This is a genomic window from Pantoea sp. X-Soil-OKNW-556 (assembly GCF_059730695.1).
The window spans coordinates 1-12,572 of sequence record NZ_AP035994.1; the positions used below are offsets into that span (position 1 = coordinate 1).

General features: G+C 55.9%; 14 protein-coding genes. 12 read left to right on the forward strand and 2 right to left on the reverse strand.

The window, feature by feature from the left end:
* The 4 genes from AC6I8T_RS26445 to AC6I8T_RS26460 form a co-directional block, all read left to right on the forward strand.
* Nucleotides 1-1,001, forward strand: a 1,001-nt coding sequence (locus AC6I8T_RS26445) for an AAA family ATPase (RefSeq protein WP_497834858.1), incomplete at its 5' end; no start/stop codon positions are given.
* Complete coding sequence (locus AC6I8T_RS26450; RefSeq protein ID WP_208727275.1) at nucleotides 998-1,981, forward strand: ParB family protein; 984 nt, start codon at nucleotides 998-1,000, stop codon at nucleotides 1,979-1,981. The genes AC6I8T_RS26445 and AC6I8T_RS26450, both read left to right, overlap by 4 nt.
* A 156-nt stretch (nucleotides 1,982-2,137) precedes the next feature.
* On the forward strand, nucleotides 2,138-2,746 hold the full coding sequence (locus tag AC6I8T_RS26455) for a TetR/AcrR family transcriptional regulator (protein WP_208727274.1): 609 nt from the start codon (nucleotides 2,138-2,140) through the stop codon (nucleotides 2,744-2,746).
* A 2-nt stretch (nucleotides 2,747-2,748) separates the two neighbouring features.
* Entirely contained in the window at nucleotides 2,749-2,931 is a 183-nt protein-coding gene (locus AC6I8T_RS26460) for a hypothetical protein (protein WP_303464744.1), read from the forward strand.
* 11 nt (nucleotides 2,932-2,942) lie between these two features.
* Here the strand turns inward: AC6I8T_RS26460 and AC6I8T_RS26465 are convergent, their stop codons facing one another.
* The gene (locus tag AC6I8T_RS26465) at nucleotides 2,943-4,343 is read right to left on the reverse strand and encodes an aminotransferase-like domain-containing protein (RefSeq protein WP_208727273.1); all 1,401 of its coding nucleotides are present in this window, start codon (nucleotides 4,341-4,343) and stop codon (nucleotides 2,943-2,945) included.
* A 368-nt stretch (nucleotides 4,344-4,711) separates the two neighbouring features.
* Here AC6I8T_RS26465 and AC6I8T_RS26470 point away from each other — a divergent pair, with 368 nt between their 5' ends.
* From AC6I8T_RS26470 to AC6I8T_RS26505, 8 genes are read left to right on the forward strand one after another with little or no spacing between them, the layout of a single operon-like run.
* Nucleotides 4,712-5,194 carry an MSMEG_0572/Sll0783 family nitrogen starvation response protein gene (locus AC6I8T_RS26470; protein ID WP_021186297.1) on the forward strand — a complete coding sequence of 161 codons (483 nt, stop codon included), beginning with the start codon at nucleotides 4,712-4,714 and terminating at the stop codon, nucleotides 5,192-5,194.
* 13 nt (nucleotides 5,195-5,207) lie between these two features.
* Nucleotides 5,208-6,209, forward strand: coding sequence for a Nit6803 family nitrilase (locus AC6I8T_RS26475; RefSeq protein WP_208727272.1), 1,002 nt, complete (start codon nucleotides 5,208-5,210; stop codon nucleotides 6,207-6,209).
* On the forward strand, nucleotides 6,169-7,278 hold the full coding sequence (locus AC6I8T_RS26480; protein ID WP_021186295.1) for an MSMEG_0568 family radical SAM protein: 1,110 nt from the start codon (nucleotides 6,169-6,171) through the stop codon (nucleotides 7,276-7,278). Before AC6I8T_RS26475 ends, AC6I8T_RS26480 begins: the two co-directional genes overlap by 41 nt.
* Before the next feature lie 10 nt (nucleotides 7,279-7,288).
* On the forward strand, nucleotides 7,289-7,852 hold the full coding sequence (locus tag AC6I8T_RS26485; protein ID WP_497834934.1) for an MSMEG_0567/Sll0786 family nitrogen starvation N-acetyltransferase: 564 nt from the start codon (nucleotides 7,289-7,291) through the stop codon (nucleotides 7,850-7,852).
* A complete protein-coding gene (locus AC6I8T_RS26490; protein ID WP_208727271.1) occupies nucleotides 7,849-8,808 on the forward strand; it encodes a sll0787 family AIR synthase-like protein in 960 nt (319 codons plus the stop codon). Before AC6I8T_RS26485 ends, AC6I8T_RS26490 begins: the two co-directional genes overlap by 4 nt.
* 14 nt (nucleotides 8,809-8,822) lie before the next feature.
* Nucleotides 8,823-9,113 (forward strand): MSMEG_0570 family nitrogen starvation response protein, encoded by a 291-nt coding sequence (locus AC6I8T_RS26495; RefSeq protein ID WP_021186292.1) that lies wholly within the window; start codon nucleotides 8,823-8,825, stop codon nucleotides 9,111-9,113.
* 17 nt (nucleotides 9,114-9,130) lie between these two features.
* Complete coding sequence (locus tag AC6I8T_RS26500) at nucleotides 9,131-10,396, forward strand: MSMEG_0569 family flavin-dependent oxidoreductase (protein ID WP_497834859.1); 1,266 nt, start codon at nucleotides 9,131-9,133, stop codon at nucleotides 10,394-10,396.
* Nucleotides 10,377-12,047, forward strand: a complete 1,671-nt coding sequence (locus tag AC6I8T_RS26505) for an AMP-binding protein (protein ID WP_497834860.1) — start codon at nucleotides 10,377-10,379, stop codon at nucleotides 12,045-12,047. The genes AC6I8T_RS26500 and AC6I8T_RS26505 overlap by 20 nt, the downstream gene beginning before the upstream one ends.
* A gap of 64 nt (nucleotides 12,048-12,111) precedes the next feature.
* Here the strand turns inward: AC6I8T_RS26505 and AC6I8T_RS26510 are convergent, their stop codons facing one another.
* A complete protein-coding gene (locus tag AC6I8T_RS26510) occupies nucleotides 12,112-12,510 on the reverse strand; it encodes a hypothetical protein (RefSeq protein WP_244634116.1) in 399 nt (132 codons plus the stop codon).
* Nucleotides 12,511-12,572: the final 62 nt, after the last annotated feature.

A 12,572-nucleotide genomic window follows, 5' to 3' on the forward strand; every position in this document is an offset into this window, starting at 1 on the left:
ATGAGTTTGGTAAGAAAGATGCCGGTAATGCCCGACATTACGCGCTGACCGTGCAGGATGTGGTGGATATTTATGCCCATCGTAAGGTGCCTAAGTATCGCGATATTCACGCCGGCAAAGGCCCGTTCGTTATCTTTGTGGTGAACCTGAAGGGTGGGGTATCTAAAACCGTCAGCACCGTAACGCTTGCGCACGGGCTTCGCGTGCATCCGGATCTGTTGCAGTATGATCTGCGTAACCTTGTCATCGATCTCGACCCGCAGGCTTCCAGCACCATGTTCCTGAACCATACCAACAGTATCGGTTCCATCATGGAAACAGCGGCACAGGCTATGCTGAATGACCTCGATGCCGAACAACTGCACAAGGACATCATCCAGCCAACCATCATTCCTGGTGTGGATATCATCCCAGCCTCCATCGATGATGGCTTTGTCGCCAGCCAGTGGAATGAGTTAGTGCACGAACATTTGCCTGGCCTGTTGCCCTCTGAGGTGCTGCGTCGCAATATTATCGACCGTGTCGGGAACGATTACGATTTCATCTTTGTGGATACCGGGCCGCATCTGGATGCCTTTATGCTCAACGCGATTGCGGCAAGTGATTTGCTGCTCACCCCGACACCACCGGCCCAGGTCGATTTTCACTCGACACTGAAATACCTGACTCGTCTGCCAGAAATGCTGGAGCAACTGGAAGAGGAGGGGATTAACCCGCGCATTAAGGGCAATATCGGATTCATGTCAAAAATGACCACCAAACGTGATCATGAGATGACACATGGTCTGGCCCGCGACGTATTTACATCCTACATACTGGACGCCACTTTGCCGCGTCTTGACGGATTCGAGCGTTGTGGGGAAACCTTCGACACGATAGTAAGTGCTGACCCACAATCTTATCCTGGTAGTGCCGAAGCGCTGAAAAATGCTAAGCGCGAGGCGGAGCGATTTACCCAGGCGGTTTTCAAAAGGATCGAATTTGTGAGGGGTATCAAATGACCAAAGTCATGAAGAAAATGGGCCGCACATTAGGGAACTCTAATTTCTCTAAAATGCTGAGTGAAAGCGAAGGTGCCCGAGTATTCGTTCTCAAGTCTGGAAAAGAAGCCCGTTTTGTCCTCACGAAAGTACTGCACGACGACATTGAAGCGCAGACCTATATCGATTCTTCCGTTAATGGACGTGATCAGTCGTTGCTGACACCTGAATCCGTAGCGGATATTTCCCGTACCATTACGTTGCAACAGTTCTTCCCGGCGATTGGCAGGGAAGTCGATGATCGTATCGAAATTCTCGACGGATCGCGTCGCCGTGCTGCCTGTCTGTACAACGGGACGCCATTCGAGGTTCTGGTGACCAAAGATGAGCTGGATTTGGCTGATGCGCGCCAGCTGGCCGTGGACATTCAGACCGCTAAAGAACATACCCTGCGTGAACTGGGTAAACGTCTTGAACTGATGTATCCCGGTGATATGAGCCAGGCAGAGATTGCGAAATCAGAAGGGATTTCTGCGGCAAAAATCACCCGTGCATTCCAGGCGGCATCCGTCCCGGAAGAGATGATCGCCGTTTTCCCGTCAGGCAGCGATCTCGCGATTGCCGATTACCAGTTTTTGCTCGATGTGGCGGAAAAGGCCAAAAGCAAAAAGCTGGCTATCAGCGACATTGTGGCTGGGGTGCGCGAGCGTATTGAGAAACAGGGCGAAACGGAATTTGATGATCCGGTCACCAAAGCGAAAATCATTGGCTATTTCCGGGCCGAAAGCAGCCGTCTGAAAACCCCCAAAGCGACCAAAAAAGCGGCGGCGGAAAATCTGGTGGTGTTTAAAGACAAGAAACAGTTTGCCCGTAAAAAGGTCGATACGGAAAAACGTCTGGTGACGTATGAATTCTCGCGTATTTCTGCGGAATTTCAGGCCGAGCTTGATGCGGCGATCCGGGCGGTGGCGGAAAAAATGGTCGCGGATAAAAAATCTTAACGAGCACATTTCCCGTAGCGTCGCGATTTATCGCACTGTTTAAACCTGCGCGATGAATCGCGACGCTACGGATTTTTCAATCTGCTGATTTTTTGTTTTCAATTGTAGATTGATCGATCTACAATTGTCGCAACATCCACCCAGAATGATGCAATCATGAAATCAGGCCCAGGTAGACCCAGAGAATTTGATCCGCAGGTTTTCCTCAATTCAGCGCTCGAATGCTTCTGGCAAAAAGGTTACCGATCGACATCAATGGCCGATTTAATGCAGGCATCCGGGTTAGCGAGCGCCAGCATTTACAAACTCTATCCCGATAAGCGTTCAATCTTTCTCGCTGCTCTCCAGCAATACATGGATGCCGGACTGGTTCGCGGTCAACAACGTGACGAGGAACTGGCACCAGAAACCGCATTGCGGGAAACGCTGGAATTTGTCGCGCTGTTTTCTTCCGGGCCACAAGGCGAGAAGGGGTGTTTCACCATCGCTGCGGCCTGCGAGTTGCTGCCGGGTGATGATGAAGTCAGAAGCCGGGTTGAATACAAATTTCGCGGGATAGTGGCGCGCCTGAACAGCATCCTGCGCAAAGGTCAGGAAACGGGGGTATTCCGTTCTGACGAACCGGCAGAAGTGATGGCGGAATGCATTTTTATGCTGCTGGAGGGCATGCGCGTCTACGGCAAAATCAAACCGGAGATAAGCGTGCTGAGAAAAAGTAATGAATTCATTATCCAGTCCGTACTGGCCGGTGCAGGGCAGAGGTGAGCATGCTGATGCCCGGGGCGCTGGTTCGTCGCCAGAGAAGAAGAAAAGTGATGGTGGTCCTGCAAACTGAGGGCGATAGCATCACCTGCGGCTGGACAGACAATGGCCGGTTTTATAAGCGACGTTTTTCGGCCGACCAGTTGCGCTTGTGTATGCCCTGGTCGGATATGTGGCCCATGACCTGAAGATCAGATCTTCACAGGATCACGCTGCCAAAATGCAGCGGATTACGCATGACATGAGCAATAGTTTGCAGGTTCTCTGCGCACATCTCGCGTGACCAGGAACCCCCGAGGCAGATACGCAACGCGTCCGGGGGATTATTATCGGTACAGAAAGCCGCGCTTGAAACTGCGCTGACCCCCAGTTCACGCAACCGTACCGCCATTTCGGCCGGATTCCAGTCAAAATGACGTGGCAACAGTAACCAAAGGTGGAAACCCTGCGGCGTGGCGCGGAAAGTAAACTCCTTCAGGATCTCCGATGCCATTTTCTGGCGAATCACCGATTCCGCGCGTACCGATTGCAGCACCCGGTCAGCGGTGCCGTCGTTGATCCACTGCGAAGCCAGTGCGTTGGTGATCGGACTGGCCATCACATTCAGGGCGCGTAATGCCCCCGCCAGCAGCTGCGTCTGGTGTTTGCCCGGACCTTTAATAAAGGCGGTGCGCAGCCCCGGACCAAAGCATTTTGACATGCCGGTAATGTACCAGGTGAGTTCAGGGATAAGTTCACTGAACGACGCAATATGTTGGGTCGCCAGCGCCGCATAGGCTTCATCTTCAATCACCGGAATGCTGTAGCGTGCTGCCACATCAGCCAGCGCTTCGCGTCGCCTTAACGGCAGGGTCAGGGTGGTGGGATTCTGGATCGTGGGATTGATATACAGGGCGCTGATGTTACCGGTCTGGCACTGGTATTCAAACACCCGCGGCAGCGGGCCATCTTCATCACAGGGCAGGGATTGCAACGTAATATTCAGTTGGCTGGCGATGGCTTTCAGGCCGGGATAAATCAAATCACTCACGCACACGCTGCCTCCCTTGCGGCACAGCAGCGTCAATAATCCCACCAGCGCGCTGTGAATACCCGGTGCTATCAGGATTTCATCCATATTCACCGAGGGTAGTTGCTTCTCCAGCCAGACTTTCGCCATCGCTTTATCATCCGCCTGGCCGCCGAAGTCCTGATAACGCAACAAGCCAAGAATATTTTTTTGGCTAAAGAGATTGATTGCTCCCTGACTGATGGCCTGCGCCAGCTCTTCTCCCGGCTCAATCGGTGAATTCATGGTCATTTCATAGCTGCTGCCGCCACTCAACGGTACCGCAGGCACCTTACCGCGAATATAGCTGCCGAGCCCCCGGCGCGAGTCGATCAAGCCGCGCCGGGTGGCCTCGGCATAGCCACGCGTGACGGTGGTGTAATTCAGGGAGAGCTGGATCGCCAGTTCGCGCAGCGGCGGCAGGCGGTCGCGTGGTTGAAACTCGCCGCTGTTGATGCCATCAGCAATGATGTCAGCAATCAACAGATAAGCCGGACGTGCGGTGTTCTGACTTTGGTGGTGATGCCAGCGGCTGACGAGTTTGGTAAGCATGGATTCGATTCCGACAGATGGAGAAGAGAGCATCACTATTGCCTGGTGGAGGTTATTCTGCAATCACCTTTATCATTGATTGCATCAATGATTGCATGATGATTTTTATTGTGTGCATTTTTGGTGCGAATTGGCATCAATCTGGTGCAAAATTCCGCGTAACGCTGTTGTGCCCCTGCGCTAATCCCGTGCGATTGACAGGGTTTAAAAATTTTTTAGCTCACAAGTTGAGCAGTTGATGGGATCTTGATTGCATCCCTGCATTTGGCGGCTGGCACGACCCTTGCTCCATTCTCCCTACATCACCTGCGGATGTGCCATAACGGGGAGCGTGGCTCCCCCCTGATAAAGACTGGGAGAAAAGTGCTATGCCAAAAGTTACGATGCCTGCCCACCAGACCGGTGATTTCTTTGTTGACTACGAAGAGAAGGTTTTTGAGGACGTAAAAGCGGAACCGGGCCAGAAAGCGTTGGTGACCTTTCATACAGTCGCGTTTGAAGGTTCCATTGGCTTCGTCAATATGTTGCAGGCAACCCGTCTGCAACGCAAAGGCTTCGAAACCTCCATTCTGCTGTATGGACCGGGTGTGCTGCTCGGCGTACAGCGCGGCTTTCCTACCCTCGGCGCGGAAGCCTTTCCCGGGCACCAAAACTACGCCAACCAGCTGAATAAATTTATGTCGGAAGGTGGCAAGGTTTACGCCTGCCGCTTCGCGCTTCAGGCGCTCTACGGTCATGGTGAACCGTCGCTGCTGGAAGGCGTGCGTCCGATCAATCCGCTTGATGTGCTGGATCTGAAGCTGCTGCATGTTCGTGACAACGCGGTGATTATCGACACCTGGACTATGTAAGCGGAGGCGCGCTATGGCTGGATCACGCATTATCCGTGCCGCCGCAGCCCAGATTGCGCCAGATCTCCATGAGGCCAGCAAAACGCTGGCCCGGGTACTGGAGGCAATCGATAAAGCGGCAGAGCAGGGCGCAGAGATCATCGTTTTCCCTGAGACTTTTGTGCCTTATTACCCTTACTTCTCGTTCATCACACCCGCAATGACTGCCGGTGCCGCCCATCTGAAACTTTACGACCAGGCGGTGGTGGTCCCCGGTCCGATTACCCACGCGGTGGGGGAGCGCGCCCGTCTGCGCAAAATGGTGGTGGTGTTGGGCGTCAATGAGCGCGATCACGGCACGCTTTACAACACCCAACTGGTGTTTGATGCCAGCGGCGAGCTGGTACTTAAGCGCCGCAAAATTACTCCGACCTACCATGAACGGATGATCTGGGGGCAGGGTGATGGTGCCGGGCTGAAAGTTGTCGACACCGCCGTTGGGCGCGTGGGGGCGCTGGCCTGCTGGGAGCATTACAATCCGCTAGCTCGCTACAGCCTGATGACGCAGCACGAAGAGATCCATTGCAGCCAGTTCCCCGGTTCACTGGTGGGGCCGATTTTTGCCGAGCAGATGGACGTCACCATCCGTCATCACGCGCTGGAGTCCGGCTGTTTTGTGATCAATGCCACCGGCTGGCTGACTGAGGAACAAATCAATGAACTCACCGCTGATCCGGCGATGCAGAAGGGGCTACGGGGTGGTTGCAATACCGCCATCATTTCCCCGGAAGGGCGTCATCTGGTGCCACCGCTGACGGAAGGTGAAGGCATTCTGATTGCCGACCTGGATATGGCGTTAATCACCAAACGCAAACGCATGATGGATTCCGTCGGGCATTACGCGCGCCCGGAATTATTGAGCCTGCGTCTGGACGCGACCCCTGCCCGCTACGTGGTGGCGCGTGATGATGAATCCGAAACCGGAGGAGAGCGCGATGCAGAACGTTCCGTCTACTCGCCAGCAGCTGATCACTGAGTTACTGACCCAGGGGGTCAACGTCATCAACCCGCAGCAGGAGCATGTCAGTCGTCATGGTGGTGCCGGGCCGTCTGACCACCAGGCGATGAACATTGATGGCGTGACGGTGATGGTGCCGATCTACACCCATTCCGCCCGTCAGTCGCCGTGGCAGGTGAAGCATGAGACGTCCGGGGCCACCCGGCTCTACAACAACACCATTCCGGTGCGGGAAATCAGCATCGCCCATAAGCCCAGGTTTTATGAACGGCAGACAGCGGAGGGTATTCCCTATTCACAGATCGCCACGTTACACGGCACCGATGTGCTGGCGACTACCGTGTTGCAAACCTGCATCCGCTATGAAAATCGCGCGAAGGCTTGCCAGTTCTGCGCCATCGGCCAATCGCTGGCGGCGGGCAGCACCATTGCGCGTAAAACACCGGAACAACTGGCCGAGGTGGCGAAAGCGGCGGTTGAGCTGGATGGCGTCAAGCATATGGTGATGACCACCGGCACGCCATCCGGTAGCGATCGCGGTGCACGCATTCTGGTGGAAAGTGCGCTGGCGATTAAAGCCGCCGTGGATTTGCCTTTGCAGGGGCAGTGTGAACCCCCTGGCGATGCGAAGTGGTTTCAGCGCATGAAAGATGCCGGGATTGATGCGCTCGGCATGCATCTGGAGGCGGTAACCCCGGCAGTGCGCGCCCGCATTATGCCGGGCAAGGCGCAGGTCAGCGTTGATCAATATCTTGAGGCGTTTGCCGAGGCGGTGGCGGTGTTTGGTCGCGGTCAGGTCAGTACCTATATCCTCGCGGGACTGGGCGATACCCCCCAGGCGATTCTGTCGCTGTCGGAAACCCTGATCGCGCTTGGTGTTTATCCATTCGTCGTGCCGTTTGTGCCGATCAGCGGCACGCCCCTGGAACACCATCCGGCACCCGACAGCCAGTTTATGTCATCCATTCTGCAACCGTTGGGGCAGATGCTGAGTCAGGCCCGTTTGCGATCCAGTGATATCAAGGCGGGTTGCGGTCGTTGCGGTGCCTGCTCGTCACTTTCCAGCTTCGAGCAGGCGATGGCGTAAGGAGTGAATGATGAACGAGTACGCGGGTTACACCATCAAGTGGGTGACGCTGCCGTGGGAACGGGAGCAGGCTTATGCGTTGCGCCAGCGGGTATTTTGCCAGGAGCAGGGGCTGTTCGCCGGACATGATCTTGATGATATCGATCGCCATGCCCGCCTGCTGGTGGCGTTGGGCAGTGTTGGCGGGTGGCACGATGCAGTGGTCGGTACGGTGCGTATTCATGAGACAGCTCCCGGCATCTGGCAGGGATCGCGTCTGGCGGTGGATAGCGACTACCGTCGCCAGGGACAGCTTGGCCCGACGTTGATCCGCCTGGCGGTGTGCAGCGCACATGCGCTGGGCTGTCGGGAATTTTATGCGCAGGTACAGTATCAAAACGAACCGCTGTTTCGCCGTATGCACTGGCACACGCTGGACTGGCTGGAATTGCGCGGCGTGCGACATGCACGCATGCAGGCCGACCTCAACTTCTACCCGCCCTGTCACGATCCCCTCAGCGGCATGGTCATTAGCGCGGCGACACGCAGGCGGGTTGTGGAGATGCCAACCTTTTTAACGGGGGCGACGGTATGAACCTGAGTTTACCGGCGCTGATTGAGCGCCTGCATACCTTCAGCGGCATCGCACACAAGCGAGATATCCAGCAGGTGGCAAAACAACTGCGGGAAGCCTGGCCGAATCCCAACCCGAATGGTGACGACTGTGCGCTGATCCCTGACGGCGACGGCTACAAGTTGCTGGCGATGGAGGGCTTCATCAACCGTTTTGTGGCGGATGATCCCTGGTTCGCTGGCTGGTGCGGGGTGATGGTGAATCTGAGCGACATCGCGGCAATGGGAGGACGTCCCCTGGCGGTGGTGAACGCTTTGTGGGATGACGCGTTGCCCCATGCGGAACAGATTTTACAGGGCATGGCTGCGGCCTCACGCGCGTATCAGGTGCCGATCGTGGGTGGGCATACCAATTTGCGTAGCGATCAGCCGCAACTGGCGGTGGCCATTTTGGGCGAAACCCGCATCCCGCTCAGTAGCTTTGCGGTGCAATCGGGTCAGACGTTGATGGTAGCGATCAATCTTCAGGGACGCTGGCATCCTCCCGGTTACAACTGGGATGCCGCCACCGAGGCGTCTCCTGCGGCACTGCGCCAGGCCTGGTCATTGCTGCCCGAGCTGGCGGAAGCCGGGTTAATCCACGCCGCGAAAGACATCAGCCAGGCGGGTCTGACCGGGACTCTGGTGATGATGCTGGAAAGCTGTGGTCTGGGCGCTGAACTGGATTTGGATCAGATCCCGATACCGCCAGATGTCACGCTGGAGCAGTGGCTGTGCGCCTTTCCCAGCTTTGGTTTTTTGCTGGCGGTGGAGGAAGAACATCGCGAGGCGGTACAACAGCGCTTTGCCCGCTGTGACATCGCCTGTGCAGCGGTGGGGCGTTTCACCCCGCACAGAAAGCTCGACCTGCATTTCCGGCAGCAGCACGCCTGCTACTGGGATCTTACACAACAATCCCTCACCGGGATGACCTGTTAACAGAGGAAGACATCATGCCTGCTATGCACTTTGTCGTTTGCTGGCCTGACGGCAGCAAAGATACCTGCTACTCCCCCTCCACCGCGATTGAGAAGCACCTGGAGGTTAACCATCCTTATGCTCTGGAAGAATTCGTGACTATCACCACCCGCGCCCTCGACGAGGCCAGTGAGCGGGTGAAAGCGAAATTCGGCTATTTCTGTTCTAGCGCCCAGGATCAGTCAGCGGTGATCGTGCAAAAAGCCCGGCAGTTCGGGGCCGAGCAGCAGGTCATTGTCGAAAAGATCACTCCCGTCCCGGCCTGATAACCAGCGAGAAAACCATGAACAACAACCATTATCCTGTCGTCATTATTGGCGGCGGGCAGGCCGGTCTCGCCATGAGCTGGAACCTGGCACAAAAAAATATCTGTCATCTGGTGTTGGAACGTCACCGTCTGGCCTGGGCGTGGCGAGAGCAGCGTTGGGACAACTTTTGTCTGGTGACGCCGAACTGGCAATGCAAACTGCCCGGTTTTCCCTATGACGGTGACGATCCGCACGGCTTTATGCTGCGCGATGAGATCGTCGATTATGTCGAACGTTATGCGCGGAGCTTTGACGCGCCGCTGCGTGAAGGGGTCAATGTACTGCGGGTAGTGAGAACCGATGGCGGCTTCCTGCTGCATACTTCGGCAGGTGAATTTAGCGCGGATCAGGTGGTGGTTGCCGTCGGTAACTACCATCGTCCACGCTTCCCGGCGATTGCCGCAGAGCTGCCCGCACATATCATGCAGGTGCATTCCGCCAACTATAAATCGGCGCAGCAACTGCCGGCAGGCGAGGTGCTGGTGGTCGGTTCAGCGCAATCTGGTGCGCAAATCGCTGAAGATCTGCATCTGGCTGGTCGCCGCGTCCATTTGTGTGTGGGAAGTGCACCGCGTGTGGCGCGTTTCTATCGCGGGCGTGACGTGGTGGACTGGCTGGATGATATGGGCCATTACCGGTTGACGGTGGATGATCATCCACTCGGCGAAGATGCGCGACGCAAGACCAACCACTATGTCACCGGACGTGATGGTGGACGTGATATCGACCTGCGCGCCTTTGCGTTACAAGGCATGCAGCTTTATGGCCGTCTGCTGGGTTATGGCGATGGCGTGTTACTGACCGCTGATGACCTGCAACAGAATCTTGACGGCGCGGATGCGACCTCGCAAAAAATCAAAGACAGCATTGATGTCTGGATTGCAGAACAGGGTATCGATGCACCGGAAGAGGCACGCTATCAACCGCTGTGGCAACCGGAGAATCCCGCCACCTGCATTGATCTGACCGCTATCTCAGCCATTATCTGGGCGGTCGGTTTTCACACCGATTTCAGTTGGATCGAGGCGCCTGCATTTAATGATAACGGCTATCCCCTGCATAGCCGGGGTGTTTCGGTACAGCCGGGCCTCTATTTCCTTGGCTTGCCCTGGTTGTGGACATGGGGTTCTGGCCGTTTTGAGGGGGTAGGGGAAGATGCGGCCTGGCTGGCAGAGGCCATTGCCGCACACCCGCTGCAAGCCACGCATGCGGAGGGTGTTTATGTCCACGATCACCGTTAATGACGCGGCTTTCTGGCAACAGGAGGCGCAGCGTCTCGACTGGCAGCAGGATTTCACCTCCGTGGTAGAAGAGATCGACGGTGGGCCACGTTGCCGCTGGTTTCCTGGCGGGCGTACCAATCTGAGTTATAACGCGCTGGACCGTCATCTGGCGGAAAAAGGCGATCGCTGTGCGATTATCCAGCGTGACTACCGGGGAGCGACGCAGCGACTCAGCTACCGTGAGTTATGGCAACAGGTGAATGCGTTAAGCCACCTGATGATCAGCTGGGGGATCCGTCAGGGTGACCGGGTAATGATTGTGCTGCCGATGACGCCGTTGGCTGCCGTTGCCATGCTGGCCTGTGCCCGATTAGGGGCAGTGCATGTAGTGGTCTATTCGGGCGTGACCAGCGATGCGCTGGCGCAACGTGTCGTTGCTTGTCAGCCTGCGCTGCTGCTGCATTGCAGCGAACACCGTGGCCGTCAGGAATTACCGTCGATCCCGACAGCCAGCGCCACCTTACGGGCGGTGGATTGCTATTCCCCGGACTTTACCCAGGCACTGGCACAGCATATCGGTTGTGTCGTGCCCTGCGTCTGGCTGGAGTCTTCTCAGCCCTCACATCTGTTGTTTACCTCCGGCACCACCGGGGCACCAAAGGGGATTGTGCGGGATACCGGCGGCTATGCGGTGGCTTTGCTGGCCAGCCTCCGACATCTGTTTCATGTTCAGGATGATGAGATCTTCTTTACTACTGCGGATGTGGGTTGGGTCACGGGCCACAGCTACGGTATTTACGCGCCGTTGTTGGCGGGGATCACCACGGTGATGTACGAGGCCAGTACGGTCAATACCCCTGGAGAAAGTTGGTGGCAGATGGTGGCGGAGCTGGGGATCACCCGTATGCTGACCATCGCCGGGGCGATTCGTCTGGCACGGCAGCAGGGAAAACCCCATGCCAGTCTGGCATCGCTGCGTTCTCTCTATCTTGCGGGGGAACCGCTGGACCCTGCGACCCACAGCTGGGTCACCCGCGGGATGGGCGTTACCTGTGAAAATCACTACTGGCAGACTGAATCTGGCTGGCCGTTGCTGGCAGGCACCGGCAGCGGTTTAGCGCCGGTATTTACGCGCGCGGTGGACATTGTTGATGCCACCAGCGGTGAGTCCTGCACGCCGGGGCAGGCGGGTATGCTGGTGATTAAGGACACCCTTGGGCCAGGGGGAATGTCGACCCTATGGCAGGACGACACACAACATGATCAACGTTACTGGCTGCGGCGTGATGGGCGGTGGTTTTACGCCACGCATGATTGTGCGGTACGGCAAAACGACAGCATCGTCATTCAGGGACGGATGGATGATGTGATCAATATCGGCGGTAAACGTCTGGCGACAGCCGAGGTGGAAAATGCTCTGGCTGGTATCGCGGGTATTATTGAAGTCGTCGCCACCCGTACGCCGCACCATTTACTGGGCGAAATGGTGGCTTTGTTTGTTGTCACCGAGGGGTTAACCGTGCAGCAGGAAGGGATGTTGAAACAGCAGATACGTGAACGGTTGGTCAGTCGTTGTGGCCGGTTTGCCTTGCCAAGAAAAATCCATTTCCGTCGTTCATTGCCGAAAACGTTTTCGGGAAAGTTTCTACGCCGGATGCTTACGGCATAGCCAGCGCGGGTGATGCGATATCGCACGCTGAATATCGCATCATACCTGCCGGTAAACACCGTTTTTATGCCAGATTCATGGGTTTAGGTTGATAACGTTGTGCCCAGCTATCCAACACGTCGGTGTCGCCATCAAGGGTACCGAACACAATCACCGTGGCTTTACGACCGTGTGATTCAATGACATTCAACAGCTCCGCGTTGGGAAACGTCACCAGATAAACAGCGTCCAGTAGGATATGTTCTTTCCTGAGCGTCTGACTTGAGAACAAACCAATCTTAACGCCTGATGAGATCAGTTGTTTTTTATTACGCATCGCGCGGTAAATTTGCCCGTCAAACACCTGACTGAGAAAATCTTCACAGATTGGGGAAGATTTGTTTGGCACGCAAATCCTGACATTACGTCCGGACTGGCTGGCATGGTTGATGGCAAATTCAACAACATTGTTGTACTGCGACACCAATTCATTCTGAGGTTTAACAAGGATAAATCTTTCTTTCAACGGCATGATTTTATGTAAAG

Bases quoted from the DNA above. Each gene is read 5' to 3' on its own strand.
- AC6I8T_RS26450 (WP_208727275.1), top strand. From the start codon at position 998: ATGACCAAAGTCATGAAGAAAATGGGCCGCACATTAGGGAACTCTAAT.
- AC6I8T_RS26455 (WP_208727274.1), top strand. From the start codon at position 2,138: ATGAAATCAGGCCCAGGTAGACCCAGAGAATTTGATCCGCAGGTTTTC.
- AC6I8T_RS26460 (WP_303464744.1), top strand. From the start codon at position 2,749: ATGCTGATGCCCGGGGCGCTGGTTCGTCGCCAGAGAAGAAGAAAAGTG.
- AC6I8T_RS26465 (WP_208727273.1), bottom strand. From the start codon at position 4,343: ATGCTTACCAAACTCGTCAGCCGCTGGCATCACCACCAAAGTCAGAAC.
- AC6I8T_RS26470 (WP_021186297.1), top strand. From the start codon at position 4,712: ATGCCAAAAGTTACGATGCCTGCCCACCAGACCGGTGATTTCTTTGTT.
- AC6I8T_RS26475 (WP_208727272.1), top strand. From the start codon at position 5,208: ATGGCTGGATCACGCATTATCCGTGCCGCCGCAGCCCAGATTGCGCCA.
- AC6I8T_RS26480 (WP_021186295.1), top strand. From the start codon at position 6,169: ATGCAGAACGTTCCGTCTACTCGCCAGCAGCTGATCACTGAGTTACTG.
- AC6I8T_RS26485 (WP_497834934.1), top strand. From the start codon at position 7,289: ATGAACGAGTACGCGGGTTACACCATCAAGTGGGTGACGCTGCCGTGG.
- AC6I8T_RS26490 (WP_208727271.1), top strand. From the start codon at position 7,849: ATGAACCTGAGTTTACCGGCGCTGATTGAGCGCCTGCATACCTTCAGC.
- AC6I8T_RS26495 (WP_021186292.1), top strand. From the start codon at position 8,823: ATGCCTGCTATGCACTTTGTCGTTTGCTGGCCTGACGGCAGCAAAGAT.
- AC6I8T_RS26500 (WP_497834859.1), top strand. From the start codon at position 9,131: ATGAACAACAACCATTATCCTGTCGTCATTATTGGCGGCGGGCAGGCC.
- AC6I8T_RS26505 (WP_497834860.1), top strand. From the start codon at position 10,377: ATGTCCACGATCACCGTTAATGACGCGGCTTTCTGGCAACAGGAGGCG.